This is a genomic window from Pseudomonas sp. M2, from assembly GCF_015751845.1.
Taxonomy (GTDB): domain Bacteria; phylum Pseudomonadota; class Gammaproteobacteria; order Pseudomonadales; family Pseudomonadaceae; genus Aquipseudomonas; species Aquipseudomonas putida_E.
Map to the genome: position 1 here is coordinate 2,108,027 of NZ_JADOUD010000001.1, position 15,734 is coordinate 2,123,760.

The 15,734-nt window shown below is 61.1% G+C and carries 11 protein-coding genes; 1 reads left to right on the top strand and 10 read right to left on the bottom strand.

Features of this window, described 5'->3' with window-relative positions:
* Positions 1–47: 47 nt before the first annotated feature.
* From IWW33_RS09795 to IWW33_RS09840, 10 genes are all read right to left on the bottom strand, one after another.
* Positions 48–3,104, bottom strand: a complete 3,057-nt coding sequence (locus IWW33_RS09795) for an efflux RND transporter permease subunit (protein WP_174141044.1) — start codon at positions 3,102–3,104, stop codon at positions 48–50.
* Positions 3,101–4,168 carry an efflux RND transporter periplasmic adaptor subunit gene (locus tag IWW33_RS09800; RefSeq protein WP_012312235.1) on the bottom strand — a complete coding sequence of 356 codons (1,068 nt, stop codon included), beginning with the start codon at positions 4,166–4,168 and terminating at the stop codon, positions 3,101–3,103. Before IWW33_RS09800 ends, IWW33_RS09795 begins: the two co-directional genes overlap by 4 nt.
* Positions 4,165–5,253, bottom strand: coding sequence for an efflux RND transporter periplasmic adaptor subunit (locus IWW33_RS09805; RefSeq protein WP_119688094.1), 1,089 nt, complete (start codon positions 5,251–5,253; stop codon positions 4,165–4,167). The genes IWW33_RS09800 and IWW33_RS09805 overlap by 4 nt, the downstream gene beginning before the upstream one ends.
* 206 nt (positions 5,254–5,459) lie before the next feature.
* Positions 5,460–6,353, bottom strand: a complete 894-nt coding sequence (locus tag IWW33_RS09810; RefSeq protein WP_174141045.1) for an ABC transporter permease subunit — start codon at positions 6,351–6,353, stop codon at positions 5,460–5,462.
* Entirely contained in the window at positions 6,350–7,231 is an 882-nt protein-coding gene (locus IWW33_RS09815) for an ABC transporter permease subunit (RefSeq protein WP_172655290.1), read from the bottom strand. Before IWW33_RS09815 ends, IWW33_RS09810 begins: the two co-directional genes overlap by 4 nt.
* A gap of 35 nt (positions 7,232–7,266) precedes the next feature.
* Complete coding sequence (gene potA, locus IWW33_RS09820; RefSeq protein ID WP_012312231.1) at positions 7,267–8,409, bottom strand: polyamine ABC transporter ATP-binding protein; 1,143 nt, start codon at positions 8,407–8,409, stop codon at positions 7,267–7,269.
* A gap of 60 nt (positions 8,410–8,469) precedes the next feature.
* On the bottom strand, positions 8,470–9,564 hold the full coding sequence (locus tag IWW33_RS09825) for a polyamine ABC transporter substrate-binding protein (protein WP_174141046.1): 1,095 nt from the start codon (positions 9,562–9,564) through the stop codon (positions 8,470–8,472).
* Positions 9,565–9,724: 160 nt separating this feature from the next.
* The gene (locus IWW33_RS09830; RefSeq protein WP_046786978.1) at positions 9,725–10,822 is read right to left on the bottom strand and encodes a polyamine ABC transporter substrate-binding protein; all 1,098 of its coding nucleotides are present in this window, start codon (positions 10,820–10,822) and stop codon (positions 9,725–9,727) included.
* Positions 10,823–10,992: 170 nt separating this feature from the next.
* Positions 10,993–12,354, bottom strand: a complete 1,362-nt coding sequence (locus IWW33_RS09835) for an aspartate aminotransferase family protein (RefSeq protein WP_174141047.1) — start codon at positions 12,352–12,354, stop codon at positions 10,993–10,995.
* Positions 12,355–12,403: 49 nt separating this feature from the next.
* Positions 12,404–13,762, bottom strand: coding sequence for a glutamine synthetase family protein (locus IWW33_RS09840; protein ID WP_012312227.1), 1,359 nt, complete (start codon positions 13,760–13,762; stop codon positions 12,404–12,406).
* Between the two features lie 574 nt (positions 13,763–14,336).
* On the opposite strand from IWW33_RS09840, the gene IWW33_RS09845 reads away from it, so the two are divergent.
* Positions 14,337–15,713, top strand: coding sequence for a glutamine synthetase family protein (locus IWW33_RS09845; protein WP_012312226.1), 1,377 nt, complete (start codon positions 14,337–14,339; stop codon positions 15,711–15,713).
* The last annotated feature ends 21 nt before the right edge of the window (positions 15,714–15,734 follow it).

The following is a 15,734-nucleotide window of genomic DNA, read 5'->3' on the forward strand; positions in this document are numbered from 1 at the left end:
GCTGAGTTCGCTAAAGGGCCGCACTGCGGCCCCAGCTTTCTGCAGGACTAACTGGATTGCTTCTGAGGCTCGCGGATCTTGTACCAGGCCACATACAGCGCCGGCAGGAACAGCAGCGTCAGCAGCGTTGCACTGATGATGCCGCCGATCATGGCGTAGGCCATCGGCCCCCAGAACACCTCACGGGCAATCGGGATCATGCCCAGACTGGCCGCCGCGGCAGTCAGCAAGATTGGCCTGCGGCGGTGATTGGTGGCCTCCAGCACCGCATCCCAAGGTGAATAGCCCTGGGCTTCGAACTCATCAATCTGGGTCACCAGGATTACAGAGTTACGAATGATGATACCGGCCAGCGCGAGAATCCCGAGAATCGCCACAAAGCCCATGGGCGTGCCCGTCGGCACCAGTGCCACGACCACGCCGATCAACCCCAGCGGCGCCACGCTGACCACCAGGAACAGCTTCTGCACACTGTGCAGCTGGATCATCAGGAACGTCGCCATGAGGAACAGCATCAGCGGGATGACCTTGGCGATCGGCCCTTGTGCCTTGCCGCTCTCCTCCACCGTACCACCTGTGGCTACCTCGTAACCGACTGGCAACTGGCTGGCGAACTCATCGATCTTCGGCTTGAGCTGCGCGACCAGGTCGGTAGGCTGGATCTCGCCGTTGACCGACGCCTTGATGGTGATAGTAGGTTTACGGTCGCGGCGCCATACCAGCGGCTGCTCCAGCTCGTAGCGCACGGTGGCGAATGCCAGCAAGGGTATCGAGGTGCCACTGGGCGTGACGATCTGCAGGTTCTGCAGGGTGTCTGGTGACCCCCTCTCGCTGTCCACGGCACGGGCAATCACGTCCACCAGGTAGATGTTGTCGTTGACCTCGGTGACCGGCGCGCCGCTGACGATGCTGTTCATCACATTGGCCACGTCCTCGGACGACAGCCCGAGCTGGCGCGCCTTGTCCTGGGCGATTTCTATGCGCAGCACCTTACCCGGCTCGTTCCAGTCGTAGATCATCTCGCCGATGTGTTCATTGGTATTGAGCATCGTGGCCAGGTCGATCGCATGCTTTCGCACTTGGTCGATGTCCTTGCCGCTGACCCGATACTGGATCGGCCGCCCTACCGGCGGGCCCATTTCCAGCGACTGCACGTTGGTGCCGATGCCGACGAACTCTTCGTGCAACAGCTTCTGTAGACGCGCCATCATGCCCGCACGCTCCTCGAAGCCTTTACTGACGATGACCAACTGGGCGTAGTACGGGTTCTGCAGTTGCTGGTCCAGCGGCAGGTAGAATCGAATGGCGCCCTGGCCGATATAGGTACTCCAACGCACCATGTCGGGGTCGTCCTTGATCTTCGCCTCCAGGCGATCGACCACCTTGCGCGTCTCCTCGATCGAGGCGTTCTGCGGCAGGTTGAGGTCGACGAGGATTTCCGGACGGTCCGAGGACGGGAAAAACTGGTTTTGCACAAAGCGCATGCTGAACAGCGACAGGGCGAACAGCAGGATGGTGCCGATGATGGTCAGCCAGCGGTGCCGCATGCACCACAGCAAACCACCTTCGAACGCCCGCCCCACGCGGCCGGGCTCCGCCTCATGGCCCTTGAGCTTGTCGCTCTTGAGAATATGCACACCGAGCACTGGCGCAAAGAACACCGCCACCACCCAGGACACGATCAGCGCCACGGCAATCACCGCGAACAGGGTGTAGGTGTACTCACCGGCGGAGCTGGCGTTCAGGCCGATCGGCACAAAACCGGCCACGGTCACCAGGGTACCGGTAAGCATGGGGAACGCGGTCGAGGTATAGGCGAACGTCGCCGCCTGCTCTTTGCTATCACCCATTTCCAGGCGTGTGACCATGACCTCGACAGTGATCATCGCATCATCCACCAGCAGACCCAGCGCGATGATCAGCGCACCGAGTGAGATCCTCTGCATGGTGATGCCGCTGTACTCCATGAACACGAAGACCATGGCCAGCACCAGCGGGATCGAGCAGGCCACCACCAGCCCTGCACGCACGCCAAGGCTGACGAAACTCACTGCCAGCACGATCACCACGGCCTCGAACAGTGCGCTGGTGAAGCCCCCTACCGCCTCTTTGACCACCACCGCCTGATCGGACACGGTGTGAACGCCCACGCCAACCGGCAGGTCGTTGACGATGCTATCCATCTTCTTCTTGAGTGCGGCGCCGAACACCTGGATGTTGCCGCCGGCCTTCATGCCAATGGCCAGGCCAATCGCGGTCTGGCCGTTATAACGGAACATCGGTGACGGCGGGTCGACATAGCCGCGCTCGATATCGGCGATATCGGCCAGACGGAAGAAACGGTCATTGATGCGCAGGTTGACGGTCTGCAGGTCTTTCTCTGACGCGAATTGCCCGGTGGTGCGCACCGAGATCCGCTCTGGGCCTGCTTCGATCACCCCGGCCGGAGTTACCGCGTTCTGTTGCTGCAGGGCTTGCATGACCTGACGCTGGTCGATGCCCAGAGCGGCCAGCTTGCGCGTGGAAAACTTCAGGTAGAGCACCTCATCCTGGGTGCCGACCAGCTCGATCTTGCCGATATTGGGGACTTCGCGCACCTCGGCGCGGGCCTGCTCCACGTAATCGCGCAGCTGGCGCAGGGTCAGCCCATCTGCGGTGAACGCGTAGATCGAGCCGAACACATCGCCGAACTCGTCATTGAACCCTGGCCCCTGGATACCCTGTGGGAACTCGCCGCGAATATCCTGGATCTTCTTGCGCACCTGGTACCAGATTTGCGGGATGTCAGCAGCTTTGGTGGTGTCTCGCAGGTAGACGTAGACGGTGGACTCACCCGGGCGGGTGTAGCTCTTGGTGTAGTCGAGGGAGTCCAGCTCCTCAAGTTTTTTCTCGATGCGGTCGGTGACCTGGTACAGGGTTTCGTCCTGGGTCGCCCCAGGCCAGCGGGTCTGGATCACCATGGTTTTGATGGTGAACGAAGGGTCTTCTTCGCGGCCAAGGTTGAAGTAGGAAAAAATCCCCATCAGCAGGCCGACGAACATCAGGTACCAGACGAAAGACTGATGGCGCAAAGCCCATTCGGACAGGTTGAAGCTTCCTTTCATTGCGCATCCTCGTCGAAGGTGACCTTCTGGCCAGGCTTGAGGCTGTTGACGCCGGCAGTGACCACACGCTCGCCAGGCTGCACTCCAGACGCCAGTACGATACTGTCGCCGGTGCGGTCCAGCAGGGCAACGTCGCGGGTAGCGACGGTTTTTTGCTGCGGGTCGATGACCCATACCTGGGTCTTGCCATCGCGTTCAAGCAGCGCGCTCAGCGGCAATTCGCTGCGCGGGGTGATTGCCGAGGTCAGTGTGACACTGATCGCGGTGCCCAGGTGGAAGGCATCGGGTGTACTGGCAAGGGTCAGGCGGGCACGCCGGGTGCGCGTGGCGGCATCAGCCTGGGGCTCCAGCTCACGCAGCGTGGCAGTGGTATTGATGCTGTTGTCCAACTGCGAGGCAACCGTGAACGTCAGGTCCTTGGTCAGCTGTTCGGCGATGCTGATGGGGAGGTCGATCACGGCTTCCTTGATGTCAGGTCGGGCCAGCGTGACCACCGCCTGACCGGCGGTGACCGTCTGCCCGGCCTCTGCCTGCCAGGCCGTGATCACCGCCGTATGGTCGCTGCGCAAGGTACTGTAATCGAGCTGGTCACGCGCTTGGCTGACCGCCGAGCGCGCTTGCTCCAGGCTCGCGCCGGTGGTTTTCAGGTCGGTCTGGGCAATGTCCAACTGGGCCTGGGCGCCGACGCCACGGTCATACAACTGTTGTTGCCGGCGGGCATTGGCCTGGGCGTTGATCCATTGCGCCTGGACCCTGGCCAGGTCACCCTCGGCAGCGCGCAGCTGGTTCTGCTGGTCGGTGGGATCAAGGGTGGCGAGCGTGTCACCCGGTTTGACCTGAGCCCCCACATCCAACCAGCGTCGGGCAATGCGCCCGGCCACCCGGAAACCCAGCGTGCTCTCATAGCGCGCCTGGATGGTACCGGCGAAGCGGCCAAGCTGCGACTGCGCCTGGGCCTCGACCACGGTTGATAGCACCGGTCGCACAGCTTCGGGTTGTTCTTCCTCTCTGCCACAGGCCATCAACAGCAAGCATGCCGCACACATCAGCAGTACTTTATTCATGGCGCGGCGCCTCCGCCCTTGGCATCGACCTTCTCGACCTGCATGCCTGGATGCAACAACTGACCCCCGCTGACGACAACCGTCTCACCGCCTTTGATGCCTTGGGCGATGACCACTTTGCCGGTCAGATAACGGGTTACCTGGACTTTGCGCAACTCAACCTTGTCGCCTTCACCCACCACCCACACCGCAGGCTCATGCAAGGCCTTGGTCAGTGCCGCCCAAGGCAACTCGATGCTCGGCCGCCCTTGCGCGTTGGCCGTGGCGGTAACAGGCGAACCCAGGCGCATGGCCGCTGGCACATTGCGCAGGGCCACCTTGACCTGCACCGTGCCGCTCTGGGCCGATACGGTCGGGGTGATTTCACGGACAAAGCCTTGGGCCTGGACCTTGGGGTCGTCGAGCAGGCTGACCATCACCCCGGCATCGCTCGGCGGCGCCACCAGCAGGGACTCGTAGACATTGAACACCGCATCGCGGTCGCCATCGCGCGCCAGGCTGAAGATCGGCATGGTCGCCTGGACCACTTGACCGACCTCGGCCTGGCGCTCGGTGATCACCCCATCAGCCTCCGACACCAATGCGGTGTAGCCCAGTTGCTCCTGGGCATTGGCCAGTTGCGCCTGGGCTGCCTTGAGCGCGCTCTGGTTGCTGCGCAGCGATGCTTCGGCGGAATCGTACTCGCTCTGGCTGGTGTAGCCCTTGGGCAACAGTTTTTGCTGGCGCACAAAGGCGGCGCTGGTCTGGGTGACACGCGCCTGAGCGGCGAACACCTCGGCCTTGGCCGAATCGACATTGTTCTGCAGGTCTTTGGGGTCCAGCCGGGCCAGCACCTGATTGGCCTTCACGTGGTCGCCCACGTCAACGCTGCGCGAGATGATCTTGCCACCCACGCGAAACGAGAGATCAGTCTGCACACGCGCCTGCACATCACCGGTCAGGGTGACCCTGGCGGCGAAGTCAGTGGGTTGGACTTGCAATACACCGACCCGTGGCAAAACCTCGGGAGCCTCTTCCTTGCTGCAACCTGTGAGCAGGCCAAGCAGCCCCAAGCCTACGACCAACAGTGAACGCGTCACCCTCATGCAGGCTCCTAGCTTGCGCGCAAACGATTCGTGGGATGCGACTGTTAGCGTAGATCAGGGTTCAGAAAAAACACTGACCAGGGTCAGTTGGGCAGTCAAGGCGACAATGCGGGCCCTGAAACAGCAAGCCCGCTTCCACTGGATCGATGCAGCCCTCGCGGCGTGCAACCTACCTGTGGAAGCGGGCTTGCCCGCGACTACCGCGCTCAGGCCGACGCTGCGGCTGCCGTCGGGCGCTTGACCTGCGGCTGCGACACACTGGCCGCAGCACCCTCCTCGATCGCCTGCTGGATCGCCTTGCGGCGATGCTCTTCGGCGCGGCGGCTGAAGTACCAGACCATGAAGGTCACCAACGACACCGACAGCAGGATCAAGCTGGCCACGGCGTTGATCTCCGGCTTCACGCCCAGGCGCACAGCGGAGAACACTTCCATCGGCAAGGTGGTCGAACCGGGCCCGGACACAAAGCTGGCCAGTACCAGGTCATCCAGCGAAAGGGCGAACGACATCATGCCGCCCGCCGCCAGCGACGGCGCAATCATCGGGATGGTGATCAGGAAGAACACCTTCCACGGCTTGGCACCCAGGTCCATGGCCGCTTCTTCGATCGACAGGTCCAGCTCGCGCAGGCGCGCCGACACCACTACCGCCACATAAGCCGCGCAGAACGTGGTGTGGGCGATCCAGATGGTGACCACGCCCCGTTCCTGCGGCCAGCCGATCGTCTGCGCCATGGCCACGAACAGCAGCAACAGCGACAGACCGGTGATCACTTCAGGCATCACCAGCGGTGCAGTGACCAGGCCACCGAACAGCGTGCGGCCCTTGAAGCGGGTGACCCGGGTCAGCACGAAGGCTGCCAGGGTACCCAAAGCCACCGCCGCCACCGCCGTGTAGCAGGCGATCTCCAGCGAGCGCATCACCGACCCCATGAGCTGGCTGTTGTCGAGCAGGCCGACGTACCACTTGATCGACCAGCCGCCCCACACCGTTACCAGCTTGGAGGCGTTGAACGAATAGATCACCAGGATCAGCATCGGCAGGTAGATGAACAGCAAGCCGAGCACCAGCATCAGCTTGGAGAAACTGAAGCGCTTCATGCCCTGCCCTCCATTTCTTTGGCCTGGCTACGGTTGAACAGCAGGATCGGTACGATCAGGATCGCCAGCATCACCACCGCCAGGGCAGAGGCCACCGGCCAGTCACGGTTGTTGAAGAACTCTTGCCACAGCACCTTACCGATCATCAGGGTTTCCGGGCCGCCCAGCAGTTCCGGAATGACGAACTCGCCCACCACCGGGATGAACACCAGCATGCAGCCGGCGATAATGCCGTTTTTCGACAGCGGCACGGTGATCTTCCAGAAGCTGTTGAAGGTGCTCGAACCCAGGTCCGATGCGGCTTCGAGCAGGCTCTGGTCGTGCTTTACCAGGTTGGCGAACAGCGGCAGGATCATGAACGGCAGGTACGAATAGACCACGCCGATGTACACCGCCAGGTTGGTGTTGAGGATCTGCAACGGCTGGTCGATCAGCCCGGTCCACATCAGGAACCCGTTGAGCAGGCCGTTGTTGCTGAGGATGCCCATCCAGGCATAGACGCGGATCAGGATCGCGGTCCAGGTCGGCATCATGATCAGCAGCAACAGCACGGTCTGGGTTTCCTTGCGTGCGTTGGCAATCGAATAGGCCATCGGGTAGCCGATCAGCAAACACAGCACGGTGCTGATGAAGGCCATCTTCAGCGAGCCCAGATAGGCCGAGATGTACAGCTCATCCTCGGTCAACAGGCCATAGTTGGCCAGGTTGATTACCAGCTGCACCTTGTCTTCGACGTAGCTGTAGATCTCGGTATACGGCGGGATCGCCACGTCGGCTTCGGCAAAGCTGATCTTCAGCACGATGAAGAACGGCAGCATGAAGAACAGGAACAGCCAGATGAACGGCACGCCGATCACCAGGTGCCGCCCCTCGGGGATAAGGCGCTGGAAGGCTCGCTTGAGCTTGCGCAGTTTCATGACCGCAGTACCACGCCGCTGTCGTCTTCCCACCAGACGTACACTTCATCGCCCCAGGTCGGGCGGGTGCCCTGGCGCTCGGCGTTGGCGACGAAAGACTGGACCACCTTGCCGCTGGGCAGCTCGACGTAGAACACCGAGTGGCCGCCCAGGTAGGCGATGTCATGGACCTTGCCGCGCGACCAGTTGTGCTCGAAATCCGGCTGCTCGGTAGTCACCAGCATTTTTTCCGGGCGCAGGGCGTAGGTGATGTGCTTGTCTTCAACCGAAGTGGACACACCGTGGCCAACGTAGATCTTGCGCTCGAGTTCCGGCGAGGCGATCAGCGCATGGCCTTCGGCATCGTCGATCACTTCGGCCTCGAACAGGTTGACGTTACCGATGAACTCGCACACCAGGCGGCTGGTGGGCGTCTCATAGATATCCACAGGCGAACCGATCTGGGCAATCCAGCCCAAGTGCATGATGGCAATGCGCTGGGCCATGGTCATGGCCTCTTCCTGATCGTGGGTCACCATCACGCAGGTCACGCCCACGCGCTCGATGATCTCGACCAGTTCCAGCTGCATCTGCGAGCGCAGCTTCTTGTCCAGCGCGCCCATTGGCTCGTCGAGCAGCAACAGCTTGGGGCGCTTGGCCAGCGAACGGGCCAAGGCCACACGCTGACGCTGACCACCGGAGAGCTGGTGCGGTTTGCGCTTGGCGTACTGGGTCATGTGCACCAGCTTGAGCATCTCGGCCACGCGGGCGTCGATCTCGGCCTTGGGCATCCGGTCCTGCTGCAAGCCGAAGGCGATGTTCTGCGCCACGGTCATGTGCGGGAACAGCGCGTAGGACTGGAACATCATGTTGATCGGCCGCTCGTAGGGCGGCATGTCGGTGATGTCTACGCCATCGAGGAAAATACGCCCTTCAGTCGGGCGCTCGAAACCGGCCAGCATGCGCAGCAAGGTCGACTTGCCCGAACCGGAGCCACCGAGCAGGGCGAAAATTTCGCCCTTGCGGATCTCCAGCGACACATCGTCCACCGCTACCGTTTCGTCGAATTTTTTTGTGACCCGGTCGATCTTGACCAACACCTGCTTGGGTTGCTGGCCACCCTCGAGGGCTTTCTTATAGGCACCGGAGGCAACTGCCATGAGTGAAACTCCCAACAAGATTTGTGTGCCCGCCCCTGCTTTGGCGGCGGGCCTGGATTGTTACTTGCCCGACTTGACCTTGGTCCAGCTGCGGGTCATCAAACGTTGCACCTTCGGTGGCAACTCACTGTTGACGAACATCTTGTCCAGCACTTCCTGCGGTGGGTAAACCGCGGCGTCAGTCCTCACGGCCTGGTCCATCAGGTCGCCAGCCTTGGGGTTCGGGTTGGCGTAACCGACGTAATCACTGACCTGGGCGATAACCTCAGGTTTCAGCAAATAGTTGATGAAGGCGTGAGCCTCTTTGACGTTCCTGGCGTCCTTGGGGACCGCCAGCACGTCGAACCAGAGGTTGCCGCCTTCCTTGGGAATCGCGTAGGCCAGGTTCACGCCCTTCTTCGCTTCTTCAGCGCGGGCCTTGGCCTGGAACACATCGCCGGAAAAACCTGCCGCGACGCAGATGTCGCCGTTGGCCAGGTCCGTGATGTACTTGGACGAGTGGAAGTAGGTTACGTACGGGCGTACCGCCAGCAGCTTCTGCTCGGCCTTCTCGTAGTCCTTGGGGTTGGTGCTGTTGGGGTCCAGCCCCATGTAGTTGAGCACCGCCGGCAGCATTTCATCCGCCGAATCCAGGAACGCCACGCCGCATTGGGAGAGCTTCTTCATGTTCTCGGGCTCGAACAGCACGGCCCAGGAATCGATGGTGTCCACGCCCAGTGCCGCCTTGACCTTGTCGACGTTGTAGCCGATGCCATTGGTGCCCCACAGGTAAGGCACGGCGTACTGGTTGCCTGGGTCGTTCTTTTCCAGGCGCTTCATCAACGCCGGGTCCAGGTTGGAATAATTGGGCAGCAGGTTCTTGTCGAGCTTCTGGAACGCGCCCGCCTTGATCTGCTTGCCGAGGAAATGGTTGGACGGCACTACCACGTCATAACCGGTGTTGCCGGCCAGCAGCTTGCCTTCCAGGGTTTCGTTGGAGTCGAACACGTCCTGCACAGGTTTGATACCCGTGGCTTTCTCGAAGTCTTCGAGCGTGGTCGGGCCAATGTAGTCGGACCAGTTGTAGAAGTGCACCGTAGGCGCCGCTTGGACGCTGCATGCCAGCATCAGGCCCGCTCCAGCCATGAAGGCTTTGCGTAATACAGAAATAGACAAGTGGGTGGTCCTCACAATCAGTGCCTTGGTAACGGCGCAGCGCTGCCGCGCACGCAAAACCGGCGCGCAACTTACCCTCGCAGCCACCATGCCGCAATCATCAATTGCCATTCACCGGCTCTGGGCCGGAAAACCCCGGCCCAGAGGTCTTGCATCGGGCTTACTTGCCCGACTTGATCCTGGTCCAGCTGCGGGTGATCAGACGCTGGGCAGCAGCTTCTGGCGCGGCGATCGCGTACAGGTGCTTTTTCACGTCGGCAGGTGGATAGATGCTCGGGTCGCTGGTGATGTCCTTGTCCACCAACGGGGTCGCAGCAGCGTTACCGTTCGGGAAACGTACGGCGTTGGTGATCTCGGCCATGATTTCCGGCTGCATCAGGAAGTCCATGAACTTGTAGGCGGCGTCCTTGTGCTCGGCATCCTTGGGGATGGCGACCATGTCGTAGAAGGTGCCAGCGCCTTCTTTCGGGATGATGTAGTCGACCTTGACCTTGTCGCCGGCTTCGTGTGCGCGGGCTTTGGATTGCTCCAGGTCACCCGAGTACCCGACGGCCACGCAGATGTTGCCGTTGGCCATGTCGCCGATGTATTTGGACGAGTGGAAGTAGGTGATCGAAGGACGAATCTTCAGGAACAGGTCCTCGGCCTTCTTCAGGTCTTCTTTCTTGGTGCTGTCGCTAGGCAGGCCCAGATAGTGCAGCGCGGCTGGCAGCATTTCGGTCGGGGCGTCGAGGAAGCTCACGCCACAGCTCTTGAGCTTCTCGATGTTCTCAGGCTTGAACACGACGTCCCACGAATCGATCTTGTCGACGCCCAGCGCGGCCTTGACCTTCTCCGGGTTGTAGCCGATGCCGATCGAGCCCCACATGTAAGGGAAGGCGTGCTTGTTGCCTTTGTCGCTGGCGTCACCGACGGCCTTGAGCAGGTCTTCGTCGAGGTTCTTCCAGTTCGGCAGCTTGGAGCGGTCGAGCTCTTCGTAGACCCCCGCCTTGATCTGCTTGGCCAGGAAGTTGTTGGACGGCACGACCACGTCATAGCCGGACTTGCCCGCCAGCAGCTTGGCTTCCAGGGTTTCGTTGCTGTCGAAGACGTCGTACTTGACCTTGATGCCTGTCTGTTTTTCGAACTTCGCGATGGTGTCCGGAGCGATGTAGTCCGACCAGTTGTAGACGTTCAGCACCTTGTCTTCAGCCTGTACAGCGGTGGCCATGGCACCCATCAGGGCGGCGGCCAGCAACGTCTTGCCCATTTTCTTCATGCGTCATGCTCCAGAATTTTTTATTTAGCCATCTGTTCAGCAGCCAGAACCTACCGTGCAGAGCGCCGGGCGACTGAAACAGCCGCTAGTCTGGCAAGTTACAAGGCGCTGTTTCAAGGAAACCATCCCCTTGTAACGACTTAATGTCACATCGCTAGCCTAGCAGGCGCTCAACGGGTCGCTTCGAGGGTCAGGTCCAGGCACTTGCGCGCCTTTTCCACCAGCTCGTCCACCTCTGCATGGCTGATCACCAAGGGTGGAGCGATGATCATGGTGTCACCCACCGCGCGCATGATCAGGCCGTTGTCGAAGCAGAAATTGCGGCAGACCATGCCCACACCCTTGCCTTCGTAACGGCTGCGGGAGGCCTTGTCCTTGACCAGCTCGATCGCGCCGAGCAGGCCCAGGCCGCGTACCTCGCCCACCAGCGGGTGGTCCTGCAGCTCACGCAGACGTTTCTGCAAGTAGGGTGCCACTTGCGTACGGACCTTCTCGATGATCTTCTCGTCGCGCAGGATGCGCAGGTTTTCCAGGCCTACCGCAGCGGCCACCGGGTGACCGGAATAGGTGAAGCCGTGGTTGAAGTCTCCGCCTTCGCTGAGCACCTTGGCCACCTTGTCACGCACGATCACACCGCCCATGGGGATGTAACCGGAAGTAAGGCCTTTGGCGATGGTCATCAGGTCGGGCTTGAGGTCGTAGTAGTCTGAGCCGAACCACTCGCCGGTACGGCCAAAACCGCAGATCACTTCGTCAGCGACGAACAGGATGTCGTACCTGGCGAGGATCTCCTTGACCTTCGGCCAGTAGGTTTCTGGCGGGATGATCACGCCGCCGGCGCCCTGGATCGGCTCGGCGATGAAAGCTGCGACGTTGTCCTCGCCCACTTCCAGAATCTTTTTCTCCAGTTGCTCGGCCGCCCACACCCCGAAGTCGTCCGGGCTCATGTCGCCGCCTTCACCGAACCAGTACGGTTGCGGGATATGCACGATGCCAGGGATCGGCAGGCCGCCCTGTTCGTGCATGCCGCTCATGCCGCCCAGGCTTGCACCGGCGACGGTCGAGCCGTGGTAGCCGTTGATGCGGCCGATGATGGTCTGCTTCTGCGGCTTGCCCTTGAGCGCCCAGTAGTGGCGGACCATGCGCAGCACGGTGTCATTGCCTTCGGAGCCGGAGCCTGTGAAGAACACATGGGTCATGCCCTCGGGCGCCACGTCGGTGATGGCCTTGGCCAGCTCCAGCGCAGGCGGGTGGGCCGTCTGGAAGAACAGGTTGTAGTACGGCAGTTCGCGCATCTGCTTTTCGGCAGCCTGCACCAGCTCTTCACGGCCATAACCCACCGCGACGCACCACAGGCCGGCCATGCCGTCGAGGATCTTGTGCCCCTCGCTGTCCCACAAATGCACACCCTGCGCCTTGGTGATAATGCGCGGCCCCTTTTCCTTCAGCTGCTTGTAGTCACTGAAGGGTGCAAGGTGGTGCTCGCCGCTCAGGGTTTGCCAGTCACGGGTTTGCGGGTTTTTGACGCTCATGTGCTTCTCCAGGGTCCACAGGCCGCCGGCGGGCGGCCTCAGGGGTTGATCACACAGCAAACAGCAGGAACTCACGCTCCCAAGAGCTGATGACGCGCTTGAAGTTCTCATGCTCGGCGCGCTTGGTGGCAACGTAGCCGGTGATGAATTTCTTGCCCAGGTACTGGGTCAGCGCGCGGCTGACTTCCATGCGTTCCAAGGCGTCTTCGATGGTCAGCGGCAGGCGCAGGTTGCGCCGCTCGTAGCCGCGCCCCTGCACCGGCGCGCTGGCGGCAATACCTTCGACCATACCGATGTAGCCGCACAGCAAGCTCGCAGCGATGGCCAGGTAAGGGTTGGCATCGGCGCCTGGCAGGCGGTTCTCGACGCGACGGTTCTGTGGGCCGGCATCCGGTACGCGCAGGCCGACGGTGCGGTTTTCCTCGCCCCACTCGACGTTTACCGGGGCCGAAGTGTCTGGCAGGAAGCGGCGGAACGAGTTGACGTTCGGGGCAAACAGCGGCAGCGCCTCGGGGATGAACTTCTGCAGGCCACCGATGTGGTGCAGGAACAGCTCGCTCATGCTGCCGTCTTCATTGCTGAAGATGTTCTTGCCGGTGACCGAATCGACCACGCTCTGGTGCAGGTGCATGGCGCTGCCCGGCTCGCCGGTCATGGGCTTGGCCATGAAGGTGGCGGCCACATTGTGCTTGAGCGCCGCTTCGCGCATGGTGCGCTTGAACACCAGGATCTGGTCGGCCAGGTGCAGGGCGTTGCCGTGACGGAAGTTGATTTCCATCTGCGCCGTGCCGTCTTCGTGAATCAGGGTGTCGAGGTCCAGTTGCTGCAGCTCGCACCAGTCGTAGACGTCCTCGAACAGCGGGTCGAATTCGTTGGCAGCTTCGATGGAGAACGACTGGCGGCCGGTTTCCGGGCGGCCTGAACGACCTACCGGCGGCTGCAGCGGGAAGTCCGGGTCCTCGCTGCGCTTGGTCAGGTAGAACTCCATCTCTGGCGCGACGATCGGTTGCCAGCCCTTGTCGGCGTAAAGCTGCAGGACTTTCTTCAGTACGTTGCGCGGCGACAGCTCGACCGGGTTGCCCTTCTTGTCGTAGGTGTCGTGAATGACCTGGGCGGTAGGCTCGATGGCCCACGGCACGAGGAACACAGCGTTTTCATCGGGCCGGCAGATCATGTCGATGTCGGCCGGGTCGAGCAGTTCGTAATAGATGTCGTCATCGACGTAATCGCCGGTCACGGTCTGCAGCAACACGCTCTCGGGCAGGCGCATGCCTTTCTCGGCGATGAACTTGTTGGTCGGCGAGATCTTGCCGCGGGTGATGCCAGTCAGGTCACTGATCAGGCATTCGACTTCGGTGATCTTGTGCTCTTTCAACCAATCGGTGAGCTGGTCGAGGTTGTTACTCATAGATACCTCAGGAGGTAATGTGGTCCGCGCATTGATTCTGGATGGAGTGGGTTGCTAAAGCAAAAACCCCCACGCAGGAGCACAGTGGATACACTGGAAACAAGCGTGTCCGTAATGAGTTCGAAGGGCAGGAATACAAGAAAGGAAGCGAAACGGCGCTACGAGGGGTAGTCCAGAAGCGCAAAGCGTCAATTATTGCGGCCAGTGCGACCACAGCGCAATTGATGCGTGCCGCAACGGCAGGGATACCCGAGCGCACTGCACAGGCAGCGCTTTCAGGTCGCGACAAGCGGACCATGTGACCCTCGTATTATTGTGTTTTGGGTTGAGACCGAGCTTAGCCTTGTTCATTTTTTTACACAACACCTCCGTAAAAAATAAAACACGGCTTGTCGGAGATAGCCCTTTGTCAGGGAAATAGCGGATAATGGCACGCCCCGATATGCAGCAAATCTGCCGTCGATGTGCCATTTCAGGGCATCATGGGGTTGGCTTGACATCAGTAAGGCTTTTCGATTGACTGGTCCTGCAAGCCCCCCTTGATTGATATTTTTAACAACAAAGGTGTTGCATCATGTCGGTACCCCCGCGTGCCGTTCAGCTTAACGAAGCGAACGCGTTCCTTAAGGAACATCCTGAGGTTCTCTACGTTGACCTTCTGATTGCAGATATGAATGGTGTGGTGCGCGGTAAGCGCATAGAGCGCACCAGCCTCCACAAGGTTTACGAGAAAGGCATCAACCTGCCGGCCTCCCTCTTCGCCCTCGATATCAACGGGTCCACCGTCGAAAGCACCGGGCTTGGCCTGGACATCGGCGATGCTGACCGCATCTGCTATCCGATCCCGGACACGCTCTGCAACGAGCCGTGGCAGAAACGCCCGACCGCCCAGTTGCTGATGACCATGCACGAGCTTGAAGGCGAGCCGTTCTTCGCCGACCCTCGTGAAGTGTTGCGTCAGGTGGTGAGCAAGTTCGACGACCTGGGCCTGACCATCTGCGCCGCGTTCGAACTGGAGTTCTACCTGATCGACCAGGAGAACGTGAACGGCCGCCCACAGCCACCACGCTCGCCGATCTCGGGCAAGCGCCCGCAGTCGACCCAGGTATACCTGATCGACGACCTCGACGAATACGCCGATTGCCTGCAGGACATCCTCGAAGGCGCCAAGGAACAAGGCATTCCGGCCGACGCCATCGTCAAGGAAAGCGCCCCGGCACAGTTCGAAGTCAACCTGCACCACGTCCCCGACCCGCTCAAGGCCTGTGATTATGCAGTGCTGCTCAAGCGCCTGATCAAGAACATCGCCTACGACCATGAAATGGACACCACGTTCATGGCCAAGCCCTACCCGGGCCAGGCAGGCAACGGCCTGCATGTACACATTTCCGTGCTGGACAAGGATGGCAACAACATCTTCACCAGCGAGGATCCCGAGCAGAACGCCGCGCTACGTCATGCTGTCGGCGGTGTGCTCGAGACCCTGCCTGCGTCGATGGCGTTCCTTTGCCCGAACGTCAACTCGTACCGTCGCTTTGGCGCCCAGTTCTACGTGCCGAACGCGCCGAGCTGGGGCCTGGACAACCGTACCGTGGCCCTGCGCGTGCCTACCGGTTCGCCCGACGCCGTACGCCTGGAACACCGCGTGGCCGGCGCCGACGCCAACCCGTACCTGATGATGGCCGCCGTACTGGCTGGTGTGCACCATGGCCTGACCAACAAGGTCGAGCCGGGTGAGCCGATCGAAGGCAACTCGTACGAGCAGCTGGAGCAGAGCCTGCCGAACAACCTGCGCGATGCCCTGCGCGAGCTGGACGACAGCGAGATCCTGAACAAGTACATCGATCCGAAGTACATCGACATCTTCGTCGCGTGCAAGGAGAGCGAGCTGGAGGAGTTCGAGCATTCGATCTCCGACCTCGAGTACAACTGGTATCTGCATACCGTGTAAATGAAAAACGCCGCCCTCTGG

Coding starts and splice junctions, on each gene's coding strand:
- IWW33_RS09795 (WP_174141044.1), bottom strand. CDS start 3,104: ATGAAAGGAAGCTTCAACCTGTCCGAATGGGCTTTGCGCCATCAGTCT.
- IWW33_RS09800 (WP_012312235.1), bottom strand. CDS start 4,168: ATGAATAAAGTACTGCTGATGTGTGCGGCATGCTTGCTGTTGATGGCC.
- IWW33_RS09805 (WP_119688094.1), bottom strand. CDS start 5,253: ATGAGGGTGACGCGTTCACTGTTGGTCGTAGGCTTGGGGCTGCTTGGC.
- IWW33_RS09810 (WP_174141045.1), bottom strand. CDS start 6,353: ATGAAGCGCTTCAGTTTCTCCAAGCTGATGCTGGTGCTCGGCTTGCTG.
- potA (WP_012312231.1), bottom strand. CDS start 8,409: ATGGCAGTTGCCTCCGGTGCCTATAAGAAAGCCCTCGAGGGTGGCCAG.
- IWW33_RS09830 (WP_046786978.1), bottom strand. CDS start 10,822: ATGAAGAAAATGGGCAAGACGTTGCTGGCCGCCGCCCTGATGGGTGCC.
- IWW33_RS09835 (WP_174141047.1), bottom strand. CDS start 12,354: ATGAGCGTCAAAAACCCGCAAACCCGTGACTGGCAAACCCTGAGCGGC.
- IWW33_RS09840 (WP_012312227.1), bottom strand. CDS start 13,762: ATGAGTAACAACCTCGACCAGCTCACCGATTGGTTGAAAGAGCACAAG.
- IWW33_RS09845 (WP_012312226.1), top strand. CDS start 14,337: ATGTCGGTACCCCCGCGTGCCGTTCAGCTTAACGAAGCGAACGCGTTC.